The organism is Arthrobacter terrae (assembly GCF_015708085.1).
Lineage (GTDB): Bacteria > Actinomycetota > Actinomycetes > Actinomycetales > Micrococcaceae > Arthrobacter_M > Arthrobacter_M terrae.
The window spans coordinates 1-21,675 of record NZ_JADNYM010000001.1; the positions used below are offsets into that span (position 1 = coordinate 1).

18 protein-coding genes and 2 pseudogenes are annotated in these 21,675 nt (G+C 62.4%); 5 read left to right on the forward strand and 15 right to left on the reverse strand.

Annotation, left to right across the window (positions count from 1 at the left end; translation table 11 throughout):
• A partial coding sequence (locus tag IV500_RS00005) for a hypothetical protein (protein WP_230854277.1) occupies positions 1–320 on the reverse strand: 320 nt, incomplete at its 3' end.
• A 201-nt stretch (positions 321–521) separates the two neighbouring features.
• Positions 522–2,015, reverse strand: a complete 1,494-nt coding sequence (locus IV500_RS00010; RefSeq protein WP_230854278.1) for an MFS transporter — start codon at positions 2,013–2,015, stop codon at positions 522–524.
• Positions 2,016–2,131: 116 nt separating this feature from the next.
• Here IV500_RS00010 and IV500_RS00015 point away from each other — a divergent pair, with 116 nt between their 5' ends.
• The gene (locus tag IV500_RS00015; protein ID WP_196394789.1) at positions 2,132–3,472 is read left to right on the forward strand and encodes an NAD(P)/FAD-dependent oxidoreductase; all 1,341 of its coding nucleotides are present in this window, start codon (positions 2,132–2,134) and stop codon (positions 3,470–3,472) included.
• On the opposite strand, the gene IV500_RS00020 is transcribed toward IV500_RS00015, so the two are convergent.
• From IV500_RS00020 to cmtR, 4 genes are all read right to left on the reverse strand, one after another.
• Complete coding sequence (locus IV500_RS00020; RefSeq protein WP_312875762.1) at positions 3,469–5,724, reverse strand: Tex family protein; 2,256 nt, start codon at positions 5,722–5,724, stop codon at positions 3,469–3,471. The genes IV500_RS00015 and IV500_RS00020 overlap by 4 nt on opposite strands.
• Positions 5,721–6,218, reverse strand: a complete 498-nt coding sequence (locus tag IV500_RS00025) for an NUDIX domain-containing protein (RefSeq protein ID WP_196394791.1) — start codon at positions 6,216–6,218, stop codon at positions 5,721–5,723. Before IV500_RS00025 ends, IV500_RS00020 begins: the two co-directional genes overlap by 4 nt.
• Before the next feature lie 324 nt (positions 6,219–6,542).
• Entirely contained in the window at positions 6,543–8,516 is a 1,974-nt protein-coding gene (locus tag IV500_RS00030; protein WP_196394792.1) for a heavy metal translocating P-type ATPase, read from the reverse strand.
• A 68-nt stretch (positions 8,517–8,584) separates the two neighbouring features.
• A complete protein-coding gene (gene cmtR / locus IV500_RS00035) occupies positions 8,585–8,944 on the reverse strand; it encodes a Cd(II)/Pb(II)-sensing metalloregulatory transcriptional regulator CmtR (protein ID WP_196394793.1) in 360 nt (119 codons plus the stop codon).
• Positions 8,945–10,553: 1,609 nt separating this feature from the next.
• Between cmtR and IV500_RS21165 the strand changes: the two are divergent.
• A pseudogene (locus tag IV500_RS21165) lies at positions 10,554–10,643 on the forward strand (recombinase family protein); the annotation flags it as partial.
• A gap of 22 nt (positions 10,644–10,665) precedes the next feature.
• On the opposite strand, the pseudogene IV500_RS00040 reads toward IV500_RS21165, so the two are convergent.
• The 5 genes and pseudogenes from IV500_RS00040 to IV500_RS00060 form a co-directional block, all read right to left on the reverse strand.
• Positions 10,666–11,968: pseudogene (locus tag IV500_RS00040) on the reverse strand (ISL3 family transposase).
• Positions 11,969–12,217: 249 nt separating this feature from the next.
• Complete coding sequence (locus tag IV500_RS00045; RefSeq protein WP_196394794.1) at positions 12,218–12,688, reverse strand: GbsR/MarR family transcriptional regulator; 471 nt, start codon at positions 12,686–12,688, stop codon at positions 12,218–12,220.
• 38 nt (positions 12,689–12,726) lie between these two features.
• Complete coding sequence (locus IV500_RS00050; protein WP_196394795.1) at positions 12,727–14,343, reverse strand: ABC transporter permease; 1,617 nt, start codon at positions 14,341–14,343, stop codon at positions 12,727–12,729.
• Entirely contained in the window at positions 14,340–15,329 is a 990-nt protein-coding gene (locus tag IV500_RS00055; protein ID WP_376770171.1) for an ABC transporter ATP-binding protein, read from the reverse strand. Before IV500_RS00055 ends, IV500_RS00050 begins: the two co-directional genes overlap by 4 nt.
• A gap of 154 nt (positions 15,330–15,483) precedes the next feature.
• Positions 15,484–16,158, reverse strand: a complete 675-nt coding sequence (locus IV500_RS00060; protein ID WP_196394796.1) for an HhH-GDP family DNA glycosylase — start codon at positions 16,156–16,158, stop codon at positions 15,484–15,486.
• Positions 16,159–16,235: 77 nt separating this feature from the next.
• Between IV500_RS00060 and IV500_RS00065 the strand changes: the two genes are divergently transcribed.
• Positions 16,236–16,703: a carboxymuconolactone decarboxylase family protein gene (locus tag IV500_RS00065; protein WP_196394797.1), complete on the forward strand. Its 468-nt coding sequence runs from the start codon at positions 16,236–16,238 to the stop codon at positions 16,701–16,703.
• An 88-nt stretch (positions 16,704–16,791) separates the two neighbouring features.
• On the opposite strand, the gene IV500_RS00070 is transcribed toward IV500_RS00065, so the two are convergent.
• On the reverse strand, positions 16,792–17,364 hold the full coding sequence (locus IV500_RS00070) for a TetR/AcrR family transcriptional regulator (protein WP_196394798.1): 573 nt from the start codon (positions 17,362–17,364) through the stop codon (positions 16,792–16,794).
• A 142-nt stretch (positions 17,365–17,506) separates the two neighbouring features.
• Between IV500_RS00070 and IV500_RS00075 the strand changes: the two genes are divergently transcribed.
• Positions 17,507–19,144 (forward strand): MDR family MFS transporter, encoded by a 1,638-nt coding sequence (locus IV500_RS00075; RefSeq protein WP_196394799.1) that lies wholly within the window; start codon positions 17,507–17,509, stop codon positions 19,142–19,144.
• A gap of 41 nt (positions 19,145–19,185) precedes the next feature.
• Here the strand turns inward: IV500_RS00075 and IV500_RS00080 are convergent, their stop codons facing one another.
• Together IV500_RS00080 and IV500_RS00085 are read right to left on the reverse strand one after the other, a co-directional pair.
• On the reverse strand, positions 19,186–20,262 hold the full coding sequence (locus tag IV500_RS00080) for a nitronate monooxygenase (RefSeq protein ID WP_196394800.1): 1,077 nt from the start codon (positions 20,260–20,262) through the stop codon (positions 19,186–19,188).
• A gap of 76 nt (positions 20,263–20,338) precedes the next feature.
• Positions 20,339–20,680, reverse strand: coding sequence for a CrcB family protein (locus IV500_RS00085; protein ID WP_312875763.1), 342 nt, complete (start codon positions 20,678–20,680; stop codon positions 20,339–20,341).
• Positions 20,681–20,782: 102 nt separating this feature from the next.
• Here IV500_RS00085 and IV500_RS00090 point away from each other — a divergent pair, with 102 nt between their 5' ends.
• Positions 20,783–20,941: a hypothetical protein gene (locus IV500_RS00090; protein ID WP_196394802.1), complete on the forward strand. Its 159-nt coding sequence runs from the start codon at positions 20,783–20,785 to the stop codon at positions 20,939–20,941.
• 64 nt (positions 20,942–21,005) lie between these two features.
• Here the strand turns inward: IV500_RS00090 and IV500_RS00095 are convergent, their stop codons facing one another.
• A complete protein-coding gene (locus tag IV500_RS00095) occupies positions 21,006–21,524 on the reverse strand; it encodes an AMIN-like domain-containing (lipo)protein (protein WP_196394803.1) in 519 nt (172 codons plus the stop codon).
• Positions 21,525–21,675 lie beyond the last annotated feature (151 nt).

Consider the following 21,675-nt stretch of genomic DNA (forward strand, 5'->3'; position numbering starts at 1 on the left):
CCGGCAGCGACCCTGGCCTCCAAACGCCCCCACTGCCTCAACGCGGCCACCGAAGCGTCATACACCGCTTCCTGCTCCGCCAACCACTCACCCGCAGCAACAACCCCCGCAGCAAACACCGGATCCAGAACCCCGCCATCCCCCCGCACCGGAAACCCCGGATGCGGCCGAAACACCCCACCACCACCAGACCCGGAACCGTCCGGCAGGACCACAGCAGCCAGCAGCGCCGCCGTCGTCGGCTGCTTCCCCGACCCGCCCGCCGTCGGCTGCGTCCCCGACCCGCCCGCCGTCCCCGATGCTCCCGTCAAACCGTCCATAACCCAACACTGCCACCACCCACTGACATTCAGACCTCACCAGCACTTGCACGTTGAAAACCTGGACCTGCGAGGGCTTCTGCGCTGGGCACGCCCGGCCGTGCACAGCCGATGTAGCTGTCCTAGCCGCGGGTTGGTCCACTCGACAGCGGCACGATCAACGCCTCCCAGCAACGCGGGTACCGTCCCTCTACAGCCCCTCTACAGCCCCTCTACAACCCGTCGCACCACAACGGGCGGCGCACTACTGCTGTTGCTGATTCCCAACGCCGAAATGATGCCGCCGGCGGCGAAAAGCACCGCGGTGACAGTCAGCACGCGGTGAAAGCCGGCCACGTCGAGGGCCCCGTTGACGATAACGCCGGCAAACGCGATGGCGACCAGCCCGGCCACGCGGGAGACGGCATTATTGACTGCCGAGCCAATGCCGCTCTGGCCGGGCGGAACCGCCCCCAGGATGGCGGCTGTCAGCGGGGCAACCGTGATGGCGAGCCCGAGTCCGAAAAGGATCAATCCAGGCAGTACCTGAGTCCAGAAATCGAACGGCAGGTGCGACGTGAGCATCAGCAGGTATCCGATTCCGGCCACCAGCGGCCCCGCGGTCATGAACAACCGGGGTCCGTGCTTGCCTGCCAACCCACCGAATACCCCTGCGAGCAACAGGGACAGCAACGCCACCGGGATCGTCGCCAGTCCCGTCCATGCTGCGGAGAGCCCCGCAACTTCCTGCAGAAAGAGCACTACCACCAACTGGCCCAGCGAGACGCCGGCATAGATGAAGGCCGTGGCGAGGTTCCCGACTCCGAAGTTACGGATCCGAAACAGCCCCAGCGGCATCATTGGCTGCGGTGTTCGATGTTCCCACCAAAGGAAGCCGCCGAAACAGAACACACCGAGGACGAACGGAACGAAGACGGTCGGGTTTTGCCAGCCCAGCTGGAGTTGTTCGATGAGTGCAAAGACCGGACCGCCGAGGCCTGCCGCGGCGAGCAACGCGCCAACAAAGTCGATCCTGCGCCGCGTCCCCGCCGGTGCCGGGCTTTTGATGCGCAGCAGGAGCAGGAGCGTGGCTCCGATGGGAATGACGTTAATGGCAAAGATCAGCCGCCAGCTCACCGAATCCACCAGCAGGCCGCCGAACAAAGGGCCTGCGATAAACGCGGTGCCGGTCCAGCCGGTCCACGTTCCGATCGCCCGCGCCCGTTCCGGGCCGCTGAAGGTCTCGGTGATCATGGCAAGGGAGCTTGGAACGAGCATGGCTGCGCCGGCTCCCTGCACCGCACGGGCTGCGACGAGCAGTGCACCTTCCGGGGCGAATGCGCACCCCAGCGATGCAACCCCGAACACGATCAGGCCTGCGCGGAGGATCCGGACCCGTCCAAATGCATCCGAGACGGCGCCGGCAATCAGAATCAGCGCCCCCAGCGAGAGCAGATAGGCATCAACTACCCACTGCTGCAGCACCAGGCCGCCGCCCAGATCCGCAGTGATCGCGGGCAGCGCTACATTGACGATGGCTCCATCGAGGAACGCCACGAAGGAGGCGAGGATGGCTACCAGCAGCACCGTCCGCTCCACCGAGGCTGACGGGGATAGCTTCCGGGACGACTCACCGGAGGACTTGCGCGCGAAAATTTCGCCGTCGCGCCCTATCCCACGGGTCATCATGACAGTCCTTTCGGCGTTTCTTTCCATTAGTCAAGGGTGTGGGCCCGCTGTCAACGGTTGACGAGCGGACGAATGCAGACAATGCTGAATTCAGGCACAGGGCTGATCTCAGTTACCTCGAACCCACGCAGCAGGGAGCGCACATGCTATCGACGAAGAAACCACATGTCCTAATTCTCGGCGGCGGCTACGTAGGGCTCTACACGGCCTGGGGCCTGCGCAAGGAATTCCCTGCGGCGGAGCTGAAGATCACCGTCGTCGAGCCGAATGCCTACATGACCTACCAGCCGTTGCTTCCGGAAGTAGCAGGGGGCGAGCTGGATGCGCGCAGCGTCGCCGTTGATCTGGCGCGTGCTTTGAAGAACGTTGACCTATTTCGGGGCCGGCTGACCTCGCTGGATGTGCACACCAAAAAGGCTGACCTTGAATCAATCACCGGCGCCGCGGTCAGCATGGAGTATGACCATGTGGTGTTCGCCATCGGTGCGGTCACCAGAACTTTCCCTACGCCAGGGCTAGGCGAGAACGCTGTGGGTTTCAAGACGCTCGAAGAGGCCGTGTACATTCGGGATCTGGTTCTGCAGAATGTTGCTCTCGCGGCGGCCACCGACGATCCGGCCGAGCGTGCCAAGGCCCTGACGTTTGTCTTTATCGGCGCCGGATACACCGGAGTCGAGGCGCTCTCAGAACTGAGCGATCTGTCTAAACTTGCCATCGATCAATACCCTACGCTGCAAAGATCGGACCTGCGCTGGGTGTTGATCGAGGCGCTGGACAGAGTTGCCCCGGAGGTCGGTGAGCGGCTCTCCGGCTGGACTCTGGGCCTGCTCCGCCAGCGCGGCGTTGACGTTCGGCTCAAGACCACGATGAAGTCCTGCATCGACGCTGAGGTGGTCCTCAGTGACGGGGATTCGTTCCATGCCAATACGATCGTGTGGACCGCCGGGGTAAAGCCGAATCCCGCACTTGACGGTACCAACGTTCCCCGCGGTCCGAAGGGACATGTCAATGCCAGCGCGCGGCTGCAGGTGATTGACGACGACGGCACACCAGTTCCGGGGGCGTGGTCGGCCGGGGATAACGCGCAGATCCCCGACCTTACCGCCGAGAAGCAGCCGGCATATTATCCGCCGAATGCCCAGAATGCCGTCCGGCAGGCCAAGCTGCTTGCCAAAAACATCGCTGCCGACATTCACGGCCAACCCATCGCAGAGTACAGGTACAAGTCACTCGGTGCGGTCGCCTCGTACGGTGTCGGCCGCGGTGCTGCAATCATCCTGGGTGTGGAGCTAAAGAACAGGGCTGCCTGGTATGTGGACCGTATTTACCACGGCCTGGCCACACCTACCTACAACCGAAAGTGGCACATTTTCTCCACTTGGATCACGCACGCCTTCGCCAAGCGGGATCTGTCCCCACTGAGTGCAACCGAGCATCCGAGGGAGGCGTTCCGGCGCAGCGTCGAATCTGCCGGCAAGCCTTAACTGCGCTCTTGGTCCAGGCGCAGCGTCAGTGAAATCCGCTTTCGGCCTGGATCAACGTCGAGCACCTTGACGCGGACTACCTGTCCGGACTTCACCACCTCGTGCGGATCGGCGACGAAGCGGTTAGCCATCGCAGAGACGTGAATCAGTCCGTCCTGGTGCACGCCGATGTCAACGAACGCGCCGAAGGCCGCAACGTTGCTGACTGTTCCCTCCAGAACCATGCCAACGTCCAGATCACTGATCTTGTCGATGCCCTCGGCGAAGGCGGCCGTCGCGAACTGCGGGCGTGGGTCACGGCCCGGTTTGACCAGCTCGGTCATGATGTCCCGGACCGTGGGCAGCCCGAACGCCTCGTCGGTAAATTCCTGCGCCTCCAACGCGGCGACCGCGCCCGATGAGACGACGACGTCGTTCCGGCTGGCGCCGGCGGCAGCAAGGATCTTCCGGGCAACGCCGTAGGCCTCGGGATGAATGCTGGTGCGGTCCAGCGGCTCCGCTCCCCCGCTGATGCGCAGAAAACCGGCACACTGTTCGTATGCCTTCGCGCCCAGCCGCGGCACTTTCAGCAGATCAGACCGCTTGGCGAACGGTCCGTGGACATTGCGATGCGCCACGATATTCTCACTGAGCAGCGTCCCTACGCCGGCCACGCGGGCCAGCAATGCGGGCGAAGCGGTGTTCGCGTCTACCCCCACGGCGTTCACACAGTCCTCCACCACCGCATCCAGGGACCGGTCCAGCATTTTCGGCGTCAGATCGTGCTGGTATTGGCCTACGCCAATGGACTTCGGCTCGATCTTGACCAATTCGGCCAGCGGGTCCTGCAGCCTGCGGGCAATAGAGACGGCACCGCGCAGCGAAACGTCCAGGTCCGGGAGTTCGGCGGAGGCCAGCGCGGACGCCGAGTATACCGAGGCGCCCGCTTCGGAAACAACCAGCCTGGCGACCGTTCGGGCGGGATTCAGCCGGTTAAGTTCGGCGATCAGTTCCCCGGCCAGTTTGTCCGTTTCCCGCGATGCTGTCCCGTTGCCGATGGCAATCAGCTCGACGGCGTTCTCCCGCGCCAGGCGCGTCAGGGACGCCAAAGCGTCAGCCCATTTCCGCGCCGGTGCGTGCGGATAGATGGTATCCGTGGCGACTACCTTCCCGGTGCCGTCCACCACGGCGACCTTGACACCCGTGCGCAGTCCCGGGTCCAGGCCCAGGGTGCACCGATTCCCCGCCGGTGCGGTCAGCAGCACATCCCGCAGGTTTGCCGCGAAGACCCGGACCGCTGCTTCCTCCGCGGCCAGAAACAGCCGTGCCCGCAGATCGCCGGCAAACCGGGTGATTAGCCGGGACCGCCAGGCCAGCCGCACGGTTTGGGCTAACCAGGCATCAGCAGGCTGGTGCTCGCTGCGTAAAACGCGCTCGTCAATGCGTAAAGACCGCGCTACGGCGCCTTCATAGCGCGCCCGGGCCGTGGACAGGGCTTCGGGGTCCCGGGGATCCGCCTCCATCACATCCAGCGCGAGCACGCCTTCCTTTTCCCCGCGCAGGAGGGCCAGCACCCGGTGCGAAGGCAGCGACTGCAGCGGTTGGGCGAAATCGAAGTAGTCCTTGAACTTCGCGCCCGCCGCCTCCTGGCCGGGCTTGACCTGCGCGCGCAGCCGGCCCTGCCGCCAAAGCCGTCCGCGCAGCTCAGTCACGAGCCTGACGTCCTGGCCGGCCCGCTCGGTCAGGATCGCCCGGGCACCAGCCAAGGCATCGGCCGGATCGCCGATGAGATGCTCCTGGCTGAGGTATTTGCCCGCTTCCCGCTGTGGATCCAGCTTCGGGTTCCGCACCAGCGCGTCGGCCAGCGGCTCCAGTCCCGCAGCGCGCGCAGTCTGCGCCTTGGTCCGTCGCTTGGATTTGAACGGGAGGTAGAGATCCTCAAGCGCGGACTTTGTCTCTGCAGCGTCGATGGCGGTCCTGAGCTCAGCGGTCAGCATTCCTTGACCGTCAATGGCCTCCAGGACTGCCCGCCGCCGGTCCCTCAAGTCCCGCAGGTAGCGCAGCCGTTCGTCGAGTTCACGCAGTTGCGCGTCGTCCAAAGTGCCCGTGGCTTCCTTGCGGTAGCGGGCGACAAATGGAACGGTTGCGCCGCCGTCGAGCAGCTCAACTGCGGCCTTGACCTGCCAGGTTTTTACCCCGAGTTCACCGGCGATTGTGCTGTGGATTGTATCGATGCAGGTTCTGGCACTGGGATGTTCCGTCGTTTGTGTCACTGGATACATTTTGCCAGTACCGGCCAGGCCTTAGCGAGCGCCGGATGCAGCGGCAGACCGTCCACATCGTCTACCGGAACCCAGCGCAGTTCTATGCTCTCCGGATCCGAAACAACCGGCTCGAACGGCTCACAGACGCGCGCGACGACCGTGGTGTACTGCCAGTAGCCCAGGTCCAGGACGGAGGTGGCCAGGATCTGCAGCGCTGCTGCGGGGACGGCGGCTTCTTCGTGTGCCTCGCGCAGAGCCCCGGCGACAGGGTCCTCATCCAGGTGCAGGGCTCCGCCCGGAAGCCCCCACGTCCCGCCGTGGTCACTCCACAGCGCTCGATGCTGCAGCAGAACACCTCGATCGACATCGTGCACCAGCAAGCCGGCGGCACCGAAACGTCCCCAGAATCTGCCGCTCTTGCCGTCAACCCATGCATCTCCCAAGTCACGTGATCCCTTTGGATGGGGAGGGAGACCGGCTGCAGGGGATGTTGGACTAGTCATTGTTCCAGACTCTCACGGGTGGACGCCCAGCCGGGTGTGGAAATCCGTAGGCGACCCCGGGAACGGCACTGGGAACGCTGTCCGGACGGGGCACCATGCCACTGACGATCACCGGGCCGAAGGCTCCAGGGCCGGCCAATCCGGACCGCGCCGATCCGGACCGCGCCGAATCCGGACCGCGCCGAATCCAGACCGTGCTAATCGGGGTCACAACCCACCCCCACAGGATCTGACCCATCTGAACGGCGTGGCCATGTTGACCCTGGGAATCGACCTGCGCCTGATTCGTCTTGACACCACCCGTCGGGTCAGGGGCTGATCCTGTCATCGCACTGGCTGGATGGCTCGTTTCTGTGCCGGGATGGGCGGGAGGACGGCTTGTCCGCGGGCTGCCCTGAGTCCATTGAGGATGACCACGACTTCGGCCAATTCATGGACGAGTACGACACCAGCCAACCCCAGCACGCCGAAGAGCGCCAGCGGGAACAGCACGATGATGATGGCCAGGGCGAGGGCGATATTGCCAGCCATGATGCGCCGTCCACGGCGTGCATGGGCCAACGCTTGCGGGATGAGCCGCAGGTCTGTCCCGGTGAAGGCCACATCAGCTGACTCGATGGCTGCCGCGGATCCCGTGGCTCCCATCGCGATTCCGACATCGGCAGCAGCCAAAGCAGGGGCGTCATTGACGCCATCGCCGACCATGGCAGTGCGCTGGTGAAATGAGCGGGCTTCAATGGCGGCTGCCTTGTCCGCAGGCATTTGCTCTGCCAGGTAGTCGCCAATACCAACGTCTCGGGCCAGGGCTTGGGCGGTGCGGGAGTTGTCCCCGGTGAGCATCACCGTCGTGATGCCTTGGACGTTGAGTTCTGAAATGGCTGCGGCCGCTTCGGGTTTGAGTTCATCACGGATCCCGATCAGCCCGGCAGGGATTTCGTTGATGTCCACGACGATCACTGTCATGCCCTCAGATTCCATTCGCTCACAAGCGCTAGCCAAGGGTCCAGGCGTTACCCAGCGGGGGCTGCCCACCCGCACTGATGCGTCCTCGAGCGTCCCTGCAATGCCTTGGCCCGGAAATTCCCGGACGTCGGTGACGGTCAGAGGTGCTGGGTGTTCGGCGAGGATGGCTGCTGCTAGCGGGTGGGTGCTGTGCGCTTCAAGTGCCGCGGCAATGCCAAGGATTTGGGTGTCATCAGCACCGGTGGCCGTTTCCACAGCCACGACTGCCGGTATGTTGCGTGTGAGGGTCCCGGTCTTATCGAAGGCCACCAACTCCACCGCACCGAGTTGTTCAAAGGCTTCACCGGACTTGATAACCACCCCAAAGCGACTGGCCGCGCCGATAGCCGAGATGACCGTCACGGGCACAGCAATGGCCAGTGCGCACGGTGATGCAGCCACCAACACCACCAGGGCCCGTTCACTCCAGGTACCCGGGTCCCCAACCAGGAAGCCAAACAAGGCCACCAGCCCAGCCACGAGCAAGACGATGGGAACCAAGGGACGCGCGATCCTGTCGGCCATCCGGGCCCGGGATCCCTTTCTGGACTGTGCGCTTTCCACGAGCCGGACAATGGTCGTCAAGGAGTTATCGCGCCCGTCTGCCGTCGCTTCCAGTTCCAAACTGCCGGTGCCGTTGATTGCTCCTGCCGGCACACCATCGCCGGGCCCCACTTCGACGGGGATTGATTCACCGGTGATGGCAGAGGCGTCCAGGCTGGACCGTCCGGACGTGACGACCGCGTCTGTTGGGACCCGTTCGCCCGGGCGAACGACCAACACGTCCCGGATACGGATCTCACTGGCCGGAATGACAAGCTGTCCGGCCGGGCGAGAAATGGTGGCCGTCTCGGGAATCAGGGAAAGCAAAGAACGCAGCCCGTGCCTGGCCTTGTCCAGGGCCCGGTCCTCCAGCGCCTCAGCGATCGAGAACAAAAACGCCAATGCGGCGGCCTCTCCCACATGCCCCAGCAAGACCGCACCAACGGCCGCGATAGTCATCAATAACCCCACGCCCAGACGTCCACGCATCAGCCGACGCACAGCGCCCGGTATAAACGTCGAAGCACCCGCCAGCAAGCTCAAGGCCAAAACAACCGTGTTCGCCGGGGTACGGGCAGCCCACTCCAATAAATAGCCAATTCCGAGCAGCAGGCCGGCGGCGATGGGGACCAACAGGTGCCGGTCCTTCCACCAGGGAGTGAACTCCTCCGCCTCGTCGCCAGTATCGGGACCTTCAGGAGATGAGGGAAGTGTCTCTGTTGCGGGTCCCGTTACCGGGGGTGCGCTCGTCACAGGCAGGAGAGTCAGCCCCGGCCGGGGGCCGATCGAAATAGGCTCATCGGGCCCGCAGCATTCCCGACTCACGCCGGTACTCCCTTCCCGCAGCACAACGGAACATCACAGTCCGCGTCAACACAGTCTTCACCGTCGTCGACGGCCAAGACCACGTCCACCAAGGCAACCAACGCCCTGGTCAGGTGCGGGTCGGCAATCTCATACCGGGTCTTTCGACCCTCGGGCACCGCGGCCACGATGCCACAACCTCGCAGGCAGCTCAAATGATTGGAAACATTCGAGCGGGTCAATCCCAACTCGGTGGCCAGTTGTCCCGGATATCCGGGCTCCTCAATTAAACTCATAAGGATGCGCGAACGGGTCGGATCAGCCATGGCACGGCCAAGACGATTCATGACATCTACACGGGAAGCAATAGTCAGCATGCACTGACTATACAGTGGATACTGACCAATAATCCACCAGTCAACGGCGCTGTTGTGTGATCCGGGAACCGATTCAAACGGGTTGCCTCCCCAGGAGCATGCGGACCGCTTTATCTTGGACTTCGGTTCGTACAACAAGATCCAACGTTTCGCATGGCTGGCTATGCCAGCCATCAAAGGAGCAGCCTGCCCCTACCTACGCCCCATCGGTCCGGCGACAGGAAAACCCTAACGTCGCCTCGACGACCAGAGAATCGGCCTGTCCGACCCGTGAAAAGCGAAATCCACCACGACAACCAGCGAAGTGGCCAGGAAATGGCAAAGATACGAAAGATCCACACTGTCCTATAACGACCGGTTCTGCTAGGCCCAGACGGAGTTCTGCAAGCCCGGAAGGGGAACTCTGACAGGGACGCTTGCTACCGATCCAATGTAGTTAGGGGTTGGACCCACGAGCAAGGGTAGTGCCTCTTGCTTGATCGCTGATCTCAGAAGCACCAAGCCGGTAGGCTCATCTGCGGAGATCGCACTGTTATGGAGAAGACAAAATCAATGATGAAGGTGCCGGAGGTTGCTCCAGAAGGACGCCTTGACTTGGATCAATAAGAAGCACCGCTTGCTTGCTCATGAGGATGGATCTTACGATTGGACCCTCTCTGGAGACTACCGAACAAGCGAAGCGTGTATGTTTCACGACGTCACTCAAAGTAGAAGAAACAAAGCAGCAACGATCACAAGACAACCTTCTGATCCGCGGCGATGCACTGCACGCATTCAGCCCCCCCCCACACAGCTCCCTGAGTTTGCGCGCCCCTACGTGGGGAAGGTGAAGCAGGTGTATATCGATCCCCCATTCAACACAGGGCAAATCTTCAACCATTATGACGATGCTCTGAAGCACTCTGTTTGGTTAACAATGATGAGATACCGGTTAGCGTGGTATTTGTTCAGGTCGGCCTGTTCAGTGCTACTTAGGGAACAAAGCTGACCCATCGAACATGAAGCACTCGTTCCAATTGCCGGTCTTGTAGCGAACTGTGCTTTGGTACAAAGTTGCCCATGCACCACCGTTGAAGTTGTAGTAAACATAACCATTATTGTTCCCCGTACACAGATATTGGATCTAAGTTTTCCATACGTAGGCACTTCCGGGGTTGGCAAAGCAGAAAGTATTACCATTCCAATCAATCATCCGGTAATAATCGAGGCGTCCACCGCAAGCGACTTCATTCGTCTGGGTGGAGAGTTCCGTGGATTCGGGGCTGGCGAAGGAAGTAGTCGCTCTGAAACCCGAACCGGGGCAGGGATGCTATTGGATGGAGAATTTTTCCGATGATTTTCAGGGTTCGAACGTCTGTCCACTCTGTGCCTACTAGAGTTGTCCCGCCGCTCCCGTCGGCACTACCGATGGGCGGTTGATTTGGTGTGGACGCCGCTGCAGTACTGGAACCAATTAGACATAAGACACTTAAAATAGCTAATGTTTTACTGACTTGGCTCAGAATATTTCTAGACATTGACAGCCCCAATCGCTAATGTTGCTCCCCCATTGAGTGGCGTTCTCAACGTAGTATGTCGGGTAATTCTACGGAAGTTTTTTTGTGAACGCTTATTTTACTTTCTGGCGATGATCGCCGAGTTCGAAGCCGACCTCATCACCATGCGCACCCGCGAAGGAATGAAAGTTGCCAACGCCGAACTGGCCGAACTATTCTGGCTCTTCAGAATTGAGAGTGTAGTTTCGGTCTGAATCCGCCGGATTCCAGCAGTGATCTGGCCACATAGTTGGTGAGATTCCGGAAGCCGAGGGCAGATCCTCGTAGGTGTTCGAGTCTGCCATTGATCGCTTGGGCCGTTGGAAGTGCCGGGCCGGTCGAAGTAGGCCAGCACGTCTGCGGCCCGGCGTTTGAGAGTGCGCCCGAGAGTCCTCAGCTCGGTCAGGGCGGTGGGGACGCCGCTGCTGAGGGAGTCAATCACAGCTTGCATCAGCTCCCGCCCTATGGTCCGGTCTGGTTCCCGGTAGGCGGCAACCATGCGCTGGTAGGCGCCCCAGCTGGCCTCCACCTCGACATGCGTATCGGCGGTGAACAGGGTTTCCAGGCGTGTGCGTTGTTTCTCGGTGAGCAGGTCCGCGCCTGTGTGGAGGGTCCGGCGGGCCGAATACAGCGGGTCCCCGGCTCTGCCGCGGTGCCCGCAGCTCTGTTGCTGAACCCGCCGGCGGCACGAGTCCAGGGCATCGCCGGCCAGACGGACGACGTGGAAGGGATCCATCACCGGGACCGCGTCGGGGAGTTCTTCGGCAGCGGCGCTCTTGAACCCGGAGAACCCGTCCATGGCCACGACCTCAACCCCGTCCCGCCAGTGCTGGGGGCGTTCCTGCAGCCAGGTCGCGAAGGCTTGTTTCGAGCGGTCCTCGACCATGTCCAGCAGGCGGGAAGGGCCGGTGCCGTCGCGGATTGGGGTCAGGTCAATGATGACGGTGACGTACTTGCCTCCGCGGCGTGTGTGCCGCCAGACATGCTCATCAACACCAATGACTTTCACACCGGCGAAGCGGTACGGATCATCGATCAAGACTCTCCGTCCTTCGGCCAGGACGGCCTTGTTCGCGGTATTCCAGGTGACGCCGAGTCCTTCCGCGATCCGGGCGACCGTGAGGTGTTGGCAGACGATGCCTTCCAACGCCCAGCGCAGCCCCTGGCGGGAGAGTTTCGCCCGCGGCTCGGCAGCCTTGGAAGTGTCCTGCCGCCACACGTGCCCGCACCCCGTGCAGCGGTATCGGCGGATACTGAGCAGCAGCGTGGTCGGCCGCCACCCGAACGGCTCATGGCCCACTTCGCGAGTCACCGTGTCACGGGGAACGCCCTGGCACCCGCACTTCCGGCACCAGTCATCAGGATCAACAACACGGCAGGCAAGGACGGCGCGATCCGGGCGCACATACTGCCCGGTCACTTCGAGTCCGAGTCCGTCGAGACGGCAGAATGTGGTCAGGTCAGGGCATTGGAAGGTAGCGTTAAACACGAGGGCCTTGCGGTAGACAAATCAAGATCTAGACAATCCGACTCTCTCCCAAGGCCCTCACCTCAGCCGAAACAACCTCCCGCCCCGGACTTCTCACGAGGCAGCGCCGATTACACTCTCAATTCTGAAGAGCCACTATTCTCCATCAGCCGATCCACCATCTACTTGGCTGTTGAACGCGGACAACGCAGAGCAGCCGAGCTAAGACACCCTAAAAGTGAATTTCCGTACCGATCCTCCTCAGAGCCCCTAATCCAGCTCGCGGATCCGGGCCCATTCGGCCATTAGTTCCGGGAGCCTGGCCGCCAAAAAGCGGTAAAAACGCGCCATTTCCCGCACCCGATGCGCCACGGGGGACGCCGGGTCCGCCAACGCGTCGACGGCCTTGTCCGCCAGTGAAGCCAAGGCGCCGTAGACCGGACTTTCACTGGCTGCCGCGGTATACCAGGGGTCATCCGGAAGTTCGTAGCGGTCCCGACGGCTTCCGGACTGCGCAACGCGCCGCAGTATCCCGATGCTCTGTAGATATCTCACGGCGCCGGAAACGGCCGCCGGGCTGGCCTCGAGCTGCCCGGCGAGCTCTGCTGCCGTGAGGGCGCCGTCGTCGGACACCATGAGGGCCATCAGCACCCGGGCCGGCATTTTCGGCAGCCCTGCCGAGGTGAGGACTGCCGCCGATTGCTCGACGGCGGTCCGCAGCGCTTGTTCATCTCGTGCCATCTGTACTGTGTCCTAATCCTCGGGTTTCTAATTGCCCATCAGTTGGGTCGGAGTTCGCGCCTTCGCATGGCCACCAACGCGACGGCCACTGCAGCCGCGGCGATAACCAGCATCCACAACGCCCCACTGAAGTCTGCGCCACTGGAAGGAACAGGGGTGTGAGTAAAGGGAGAGATGTTCCGCGCCCATTGCGGCACGCCGACCAATCCACCAAAGAAGCCAAAGAAAACGCCCGCTCCGATGCTGATCCACGCCAGAGTGATGGTTACACCAGGCAGGACGACGAAGAGCAGAGCGAGCACCCCAAGATAGACCAGCGCCGCCGGCAGCTGGGCGGCCGCGGCGGCGAATGAATCGCCGATCCTCGCAGGATCGCCGCCCACGGCAAGGGCACTTAATCCCGATACAACCGCCCCCGAGAGCAGCACCAGGACAATCGCTGACAGCCCCAGCAGCAGGTAATCCCGGAACCAACGCGTCCGGGAAACCGGTGACGCCAGAATGAGCTCGGCTCCACCTCCTGCTTCCTCTTGGCGCATCCGGATGATCGTCTGGGTCGCGGCGGTGGCGGCGAGGATGCCAATCAGGGAGAACATGACGGAGAGCAGGACGTGGTGCATTGAGCCACCGCCCTGCACCATGTCATGGAGCACCTTGCTGACAGTGGGATCTGCGCTGCCCGCCTGCTCGACAAGCTTGGACAAAGTGCCGGCGAGCAAACCGGTGAACGCTCCCCCCAGACACCAGCCAATGATCGACGGCAGCTGCAGCCGCCAGCCTAGTGCCAACGGCCCGGACAGCACGGAACGGGCAGTGATCCGCCCGGCCCTGCCGGCCAGCAGGCTTGCCCCGCTGTCGCGGCGTGCCTGTAAACCGAACACGGCCAGCAGGCACACGGCAGCAAGGACAATGCTCAGCAGCATCGGCGCGGCATTGTTCGCTGTGTACGCAGCCGACTGCTGCCCCCAACCAATCGGGGAGAGCCAGCTTGGCCAGGCCGGGCTCATCTGTGTCCCGTCCGTGCCCGAAGTGCCCAGTGCATCACCGAGCCCGCGCAGTACGTAGGCTATTCCGACGACGGATGCTGCGGTGCCGTTGGCACCGCGCGAAGTGCGCATGAACTGGGCAGCGAGCAGACCGACGGCGAGGAACGCCACTCCCGTCGATGCGACGGCAGCTCCGGTGACGAATGATCCATACGCGTCGAGATTCCCGGCGATAAAGGCAAGGGCAACGACGATGCCGAGCAGCACACTTGCCAGGACCCCGTGAATCAGTGTCGCCACGGTCGGCGTCATCCTGGCGGCCGGTGTTGCGGAAACGATTTCGGCGCGGCCCGATTCTTCCTCCGCACGGGAATGCCGGACGGCCAGAAAAGTGCTCATGAACCCGGCCAGCAACGCCAGAAAGGTGAAAATTTCGAAGAAAACAAACGCATCGAGTCCGCCTCCCCGCGGGGTCCCCCGCAACATCAGAATGGCCGGATTGGCGATGGCGAGACGCAGGATGCTCACCCGCCCCGCATAATCGCCGTATGTCTGTGCGACCGCGGCGGCCGAGAACAAGGCCAAAAGCCCGGTGCCGCCGATCCAGCTGACCAACTGCCACCGGTCGCGGCGCAGGCGCTGGCCCAGCAGCACTGACAGCGCGCTCATCGCGCCGAGGCCTGCGCTGCCCGGCGGCCTCTGGTGCCTTGCGCTTCATGACCATAGTGGCGCAGAAAGAGCTCTTCCAGAGAGGGCGGCTTCACCGTCAGTCCCTGCACCTTTAGCGCAGCGAGCATCGGCAGAACGGCGTTAACCCCGTCCGTGTCCGTCGTGAAGCTGACTCGGCCGCCGGTTACCGTGAGCTCGTGGGCACCCGGAATGCGGCTGAGTTGGTCCTGGTCGAGACCCTGCGCGGCGAAGGAAATCCCGGTCCGCGTCAGATGCCGCATTTGTGCGAGTGTGCCGGTCTCCACGGTTTTGCCGGCGCTGATGATGCTCACCCGGCTGCACAGGTGCTCTACCTCAGAAAGAATGTGGCTGGACAGAAGAACCGTAGCTCCCGCCGCCGAAACGCGCTCGATCTCCTGGCCGAAAACAGCTTCCATCAGCGGATCCAGCCCGCTGGAGGGTTCGTCCAGGATGTAGAGGTCCGCGGGCGTGGCGAAAGCGGCAATGAGGGCGACCTTTTGCCGGTTTCCCTTTGAGTAAGTCCGCCCCTTTTTGCCGGGATCCAAAGCAAATGTCCGTGTTAGCCTGTCCTTGGCGCGGGCATATCCAGCCCGGTCTGCTGTTCCGCCGCGCAGCCGGCTGATCAGATCAATGGCTTCGCCGCCGGAGAGGTTTGGCCACAGGCTGACATCCCCGGGGACGTAGGCAAGGCGGCGATGAAGCTGCGCTGCATCCTTCCATGGGTCTTGGCCGAAGACCGTTACGGTGCCAAAACTGGCGCGGGCCAAGCCAAGCAGCACCCTGAGGGTGGTGGATTTTCCTGACCCGTTGGGTCCCAGAAAACCATGTACTTCCCCGGCGGATACACGCAGATCCAGCCCGTCCAGCGCGCGTACCCGCCCAAACCGCTTACCGAGCCCGCGGGCCTCGATGACCGAAGCTCCGGGCGTCATGCCGATCTCATTTATGCCCCGCATGGCGCTCATAGGATCAAGATACGCTTATTTCACAATTTTGTGAATACCCAAGTATCCAGCCGGGCCACGCCATAGTGGCAGGCGGAAATGTGCCCATTCGGCGGTACCCGGATGCGTCCAGATGCGTCCAGATGCGTCCAGATGCGTCCAACATGGGAGATTGTCAGCTTTGCCCGGTGCTCTTGAGGTCGCCGGCTATAAGAGCGCTAACATCGTCGGCGACACTTTTCTCCAACGCAGCACGGACGCAGGCAGCCGCCAGTCTCGGCAGGTCCGCGGGGCTGACCAGATCAGCCAGCTCTCGCGCTGCGGTCGGCAGCCCAAGTCGGGAGGCGCCGTCGGCCACTTTTTGATCCAAAAACGGCGCGACGTCGGTCCAGACGGCTTGGACCTCCCGACAGAAGATCGCCGCACCCACCGGTCCGACGCCGGGAAAATCCTGCAGGCTAAGGATCAGCTCCGGCGTACTGCCCGCCAAATCATGGAGCCGGCGCAGGTCTGAGCGGTATTTCGCCGTCAAGAGCTCGGCGCCCTCCCCCAGCATTGTCGCCGTGCGCTCGTCGTAGCGGCGGTAGTGGCCCCGGCCCAGGGCATCGACGCGCTGCTGCCAACTGGCCGAGCACATCGCGCGCGGCGTACGGTACCCGGCCGTGAACAGCTCATGCGCTGCGGCGACCGCCACGGAAGCACTGATTCTGGCCGACAACAACGTGGACAACACCAGCAGCTGGTAAAGCGGCGACGGCGTATCCTTGACGGTGATCCCGGCTTCCTGCGCGTAGGTGCGTCCATAGCGTTCCAGCAGTACGCCAACCGTCCTATCCTGGGCCGTTGTCATGGAAAATCCTCTCAGTAGTGCGTCATCGTGACTCTACGCTCGGCGTAGTCTGAAAGAGTACCTACTAAGGAGTTCTAATGTCCCACCAGCAGCGCTTGGATATTTGGCAAGTCGATCCTGCAGCGTTGCAGGCCGTTCTGGGAATGGAAAAATCTGCACATCGGGGATCGTTGGAAAATTCATTGCTGGAGCTGGTCAAGATCCGTGCGTCACAGCTTAATGGCTGCGCCTGGTGCCTGGACATGCACAATCGGGATGCTGCTGCCGAGGGCGAATCGCCTCGACGCCTCTACGTATTGGCCGGCTGGCGTGAAGCTCCTGAACTCTACACTCCCCGGGAACAAGCCGCGCTGACTATGACCGAGGCCGTGACGCATGTATCGCAGGAAGGAGTGCCTGACCACGTGTGGAACCAGGCAAAGGACTGCTTTGATGAAAAAGAACTAGCACAGCTGTTAATGGCCATAGCCACCATCAATGTTTGGAACCGGATGGCTGTAGCGACGCGGCAGGCGCTTCCCGACGAGCCGCCAACTGCAGATTGACTGCCCAAGGCCACGAGCATGCAGCACGCACCGCTGCCAAATAGCAATGACGGTGGGGCGTGGCACAACTGAGGGGTTGTGGCGCGGCTTAGTTGCCGGCAGGGAGGAGTTCCGCTGAGATCTGCCGGGCGGCGGCGAGGATCTCGTCCTCGCTGGCATCCATGTCTCCGGCAGTCATCCCCACCATATTGATGACGGCCAAGGAAAGACGGGCCCGCAGTTGGTCAGCCACGCTGGCATTGGGCGGAGTGAGAATTGCAAAAAGCCGTTTCAGCTGCTCTGCCATTCCCGATTTATCCGGCGTAATCTCCCGCATGGCCACATGATTGGCACTGATAAAACGAAACATCCGCAGTCCCTGGTCCTGCATGATATCGGCCCATCTGGAGAGCACTTCCCGGCGTAGCGCGGGGCCCGGTTCCTGTTTCTCAGCCCATTGAATAAGTTCCGCAGTCTTCAGCAGCATCGTCTCGACCAGCGCGCGGACAATGTCCTCCTTGCTGGCGAAGTGGTAATACAGGGCCGCCTTGGTGATACCAAGCTGCTCCGCGATCGCCCGCATGGATGTCGCTTCGTAGCCGTGGTCGGCAAACAGCTGCAGGGCCACCGTTTGGATCTGTGCCCGGGTGCCACCCGTTTTACGTCCTGCAGCAGCACCCACTGTGATCCTCGCCTATCCCTTGGTTTGGTCGGTCAACTTGCTAACTGACCGGTCGGTAAGTACGATACTAACCGAGCGGTAAGGCAGACGCAATTCCGGCCCCACCGCAATGGCAGCAACTCACAGGAGAAGAAAGAACCCGATGACCGAGTTACCGGCTGTACCGCCATCTGTGGCAGCAGCGAATAAACGCAACATCCTGCTCGTTTTCGCGGGGCTGATGGTCACGATGCTGCTGGCATCGTTGGATCAGACCATATTCAGCACCGCCCTGCCGACTATCGTCGGCGAGCTGAACGGCGTGAACCACATGCTCTGGGTCACGACGGCCTACATCCTGGCTTCCACCATCATGCTGCCCGTCTACGGCAAGCTCGGCGACCTCGTCGGGCGCAAAGGCCTGTTCATCGGAGCCATTGCACTGTTCATTGTCGGTTCCGTAGTCGGCGGCCTTGCCCAGGACATGACATGGCTCATTATTGGGCGCGCGGTCCAGGGCCTTGGCGGCGGCGGCCTGATGATCCTCTCGCAGGCCATCATTGCTGACGTTGTCCCGGCGCGGGAGCGTGGCAAGTACATGGGCATCATGGGCGGCGTGTTCGCACTCTCATCGGTTGCAGGCCCGCTGCTGGGCGGCTGGTTCACCGAAGGCATCGGCTGGCGTTGGGCATTCTGGATGAACATCCCACTGGGGATTCTGGCCATTGCCTCGGCAATGTTCTTCCTCCGACTGCCCGAGGTTGCCAAAAGGAAACCTCGTCTGGATGCCGCCGGCATCGGCCTGCTGGCGATCGCTTCGACCTGCTTGGTCCTGGTCACTACCTGGGGCGGAACAACCTACGACTGGAACTCGGCAACCATCACCGCCCTGATGGCCGGCACCGTCGTTGCAGGGACCGCCTTTGTCCTGGTGGAGCGACGCGCCGCCGAGCCGATCATGCCGCTGCACCTGTTCAAGGACCGAAACTTTAACCTCACCACGGGGGCTGGTCTGATCATCGGTATTGCGATGTTCGGTGCTCTCGCCTATCTGCCGACCTACCTGCAGATGGTAACGGGAGCCAACGCCACCGAGGCAGGGTTCCTGATGATCCCGTTGATGGCGGGGCTACTGGTCACCTCGATTATTTCCGGCCAGCTGGTGAGCAAGACCGGGCGCTATAAATGGCTTCCACTGGTGGGAACTCTCATCGTTGCCGTCGCGTTGGGCTTGCTCTCCACGATGACTCCGGCACTCGCTACCTGGGTACTGTGCAGCTATCTGGCAGTCATGGGCGTAGGTCTTGGGATGAGCATGCAGATTCTCATTTTGATCGTGCAGAACTCATTCCCGATCTCTCAGGTGGGTACGGCAACCGCGTCCAATAACTACTTCCGCCAAATCGGTGCGTCCTTGGGCTCCGCCATCGTGGGAAGCCTGTTTGTCGCCAAATTGACCACTCTGCTGGCAGAACGCATGCCTGCACCCGGTGCCGGCGCAGCAGGTGCCAGCAACTCCTTCACTCCCGCAATTGTCAGGGATCTGCCCTCTGCAGCCCGCAATGTCATCATTGGCTCCTACAACGATGCGCTGACACCGGTGTTCCTGTACATGGTTCCGCTGGTCCTCGTCGCCGTCGTCCTGCTCTGCTTCGTCAGGGAGGTTCCGCTGGCCACCACGATCGAACGTGACATCCTGCCGGAATCACTGGAAATTGACGGCATGACCAATAACCGGCTCGAGAGCCCAGTACAGAGCGGTGTGCTGGAAGAGGAGCTTGCCGGCGGCCGGGGGCGCTGAAAGTCCGGCCCGCTAAAATGAGCACATCGGAAGGCACGGCGCTAAGTGGCGGGCTGCTGCGGGTAGGCATCGCGCCACAGTTCGGTGATGACTCTTTGGGCCGGTTCTGCCCGGCTGTGCCTAAATCCGGTGCCTGCCCACAGCGCCAGGCCATCGGGATCACCGGCCCGTGCCGCGGCGGCCCGAAGCGGCCGCGTCAGCTGATTGACCTCAGGGTATGCAGCGGGAGCCTGACCGTCGTGCTCACGGATGAACCGGTTAGTCAGTCCGCGGGCCGCGCGTCCGGAGAAAGCCCGCGTCACGCTCGTGCCGGTGTATTCACCCGAGGCCAGAGCGTCCTTGTGCGTCTGCTGCGCCCCGGATTCGGGAGTGCGCAGCAGTAGCGTCCCCAGTTGCACTGCGCTTGCGCCGGCAGCCACTAACTTCCTGACATCGGCGCCGGATCCGACTCCGCCGGCGGCGATCAGCGGCAGCACGGTGAGCTGCGCCAGTTCCGTCAGGAGCGCTGTCAGGGACTGGCGGCCCGGCGATCGGTCTGCGGCGTGGGTTCCGCGGTGACCGCCTGCATCGGGCCCCTGCACGCACAGGCTGTCGGCTCCGCGGGCGACGGCGGCCCGCGCCTCGGCAGCGTCGGTGACGGTCAGCGTCAGGTGCGTTCCGACGTCGTGCAGGCGTTCTACGATCTCCGGCTGCGGCAGCCCGAAAGTGAAGCTGACCAGCGGCACCGGATAACGGAGAAGGTAGGCAATCTTCTCCGTATAGCCGTCGGTGTCAGCCGGGTCCGGTGTCGGAAGCGTCACCGCGTACCGTTGCGCCTCAGCTTCGAGGACATGTCCGTATTCGGCCACACGAGCCGCACGATCGGCACCGCCAGCAGGACTCGAACCGGCGGATCCGGGCATTGCTGCCGGAACGAATAAGTTGACACCGAGTCGATTGCAGCTCAGTTCACGGGCGACCTCAATTTCGTTCGCCATCGCCGTGACAGTCTTATAGCCGGCGGCCAGCATTCCGAGTCCCCCAGCTTGTGCAGCGGCTGCTACCAGAGCCGCAGTGGACGGACCACCGGCCATGGGTGCCGCCAGCAGAGGTATCCGCAAGTCGTTGATTGTAAACATCGTGCTCCTGTTCCTCATTTTTACCACCCGTAGATCGGGAGAAACCGGGCCCAGGTCACTGCCAAATCCACCATCACTAGAGTAGATCCGCCAGCGCAATCCCAGCACCTGACGCGGCAACGGCCAGCAGCATAGTCACATCCACGGCCAGCGAACTGTTGGTGGTAAAAGCTCCCATGAAGCCCGTCCCCACGAGCAATCGAAGGATCCGCAGTTTCCCGGCGTCGATGCCACGGCGGACCAATGACTCCAGAAGCAGGCCGAGCAGAAAAGCTCCGGCGAGACGGACCAGCAGCGTCGTCAGCGGCCAGCCGCCTGGAGCTGGAATAACCGTGGTCAGGGCGTAGCGCACGAGAGTCCCGACGGCACCGAGTACGCGCGCCGGTTCGCCGGTAAGCAACCGGAGCGGCCATGCCACGGGCACGGCAGGATCCAGCACCAGCTTCCGACCTTACCGGCCACTGCAACCGGGTGTCAGTATGCCTTCCCTCCCTCGGCTCTGCAGGACTACGCTGTGCGCATGAGCGAAACGCCAGAGAACCGTGACCCTGCAACCGACGACGAAGAAGCCAGGGACTCGCTGGCCGGTGACTTCTCCAAGTTCCTCGATCCGGACATTGCCGACCTGGACGAGGATGCCGGCGCCGGAACGGAGCGGCCGAACCCGGACCGCCGGTAAATCAGGATTTTCCGGCACCCAGCATGGACCTCAGCAGTTCGCCGGGACCATCCGGGCAAGAACGTCACCAAAAATGTGCCACATCGATCACGAGTCTTGAGCCCGAACCGGGGCCGTCAAGGGTGAAGATCTGAAACGGCAGCCGTGCCCGAACACCTAGTCCAAAAGTCGTACGGTTCTCAAAGCTCCCGGCAAAAGCCACCTCGCGGAAGGTGGAAAATCCGGAAACATCCACCACCTCTCGCCCCACAACGCCTGCGCCCGGCGCGGCTGCCGTAACGCTGAGGAATGCGCCGCCGCTCAGCGGGATGACCCGCCCGGAGCCTTCGGCGTGCACCGCGTCGACGTAGGCCACCTTGAACCCTGCTCCCCTGCCGTTGATGTCAATGACCAGACGGTCGTAGCAGTTGTGCCGGCCGGCCCGAACGCCGGCGATCGGCGCCGTCGTCGTCATAACACTGGACTTCGCGACCGAGCCCCAAGTAATTCCACAGTATGGGGCTGCCGACGCGGCGCCCGGTACTAACAGCCCCAGCCCTACCGCCAGCAGGACTGCAGCTAACCATGCAGAAATTCTTTTCACATCCGCAACGCCTCCCCGGTTGCATAATAGATATGAGTATGATACACGAAATTGGATCAACACCACATAGCCGGGTTTAACGCCATAGCCCGCGTGGCAACGAAAAGACAACAACAAAATATAAGAAGTAACCTTCCCAATTGGCGGTGTT

What these genes read in the sequence shown, in the direction of transcription:
- IV500_RS00010 (WP_230854278.1), bottom strand. Translation starts at nt 2,015, where the DNA reads ATGGAAAGAAACGCCGAAAGGACTGTCATGATGACCCGTGGGATAGGG.
- IV500_RS00055 (WP_376770171.1), bottom strand. Translation starts at nt 15,329, where the DNA reads ATGAGCGCCATGCGGGGCATAAATGAGATCGGCATGACGCCCGGAGCT.
- cmtR (WP_196394793.1), bottom strand. Translation starts at nt 8,944, where the DNA reads ATGCTGACTATTGCTTCCCGTGTAGATGTCATGAATCGTCTTGGCCGT.
- IV500_RS00060 (WP_196394796.1), bottom strand. Translation starts at nt 16,158, where the DNA reads ATGACAACGGCCCAGGATAGGACGGTTGGCGTACTGCTGGAACGCTAT.
- IV500_RS00090 (WP_196394802.1), top strand. Translation starts at nt 20,783, where the DNA reads ATGAGCGAAACGCCAGAGAACCGTGACCCTGCAACCGACGACGAAGAA.
- IV500_RS00050 (WP_196394795.1), bottom strand. Translation starts at nt 14,343, where the DNA reads ATGAGCGCGCTGTCAGTGCTGCTGGGCCAGCGCCTGCGCCGCGACCGG.
- IV500_RS00065 (WP_196394797.1), top strand. Translation starts at nt 16,236, where the DNA reads ATGTCCCACCAGCAGCGCTTGGATATTTGGCAAGTCGATCCTGCAGCG.
- IV500_RS00025 (WP_196394791.1), bottom strand. Translation starts at nt 6,218, where the DNA reads ATGACTAGTCCAACATCCCCTGCAGCCGGTCTCCCTCCCCATCCAAAG.
- IV500_RS00080 (WP_196394800.1), bottom strand. Translation starts at nt 20,262, where the DNA reads ATGTTTACAATCAACGACTTGCGGATACCTCTGCTGGCGGCACCCATG.
- IV500_RS00045 (WP_196394794.1), bottom strand. Translation starts at nt 12,688, where the DNA reads ATGGCACGAGATGAACAAGCGCTGCGGACCGCCGTCGAGCAATCGGCG.
- IV500_RS00075 (WP_196394799.1), top strand. Translation starts at nt 17,507, where the DNA reads ATGACCGAGTTACCGGCTGTACCGCCATCTGTGGCAGCAGCGAATAAA.
- IV500_RS00015 (WP_196394789.1), top strand. Translation starts at nt 2,132, where the DNA reads ATGCTATCGACGAAGAAACCACATGTCCTAATTCTCGGCGGCGGCTAC.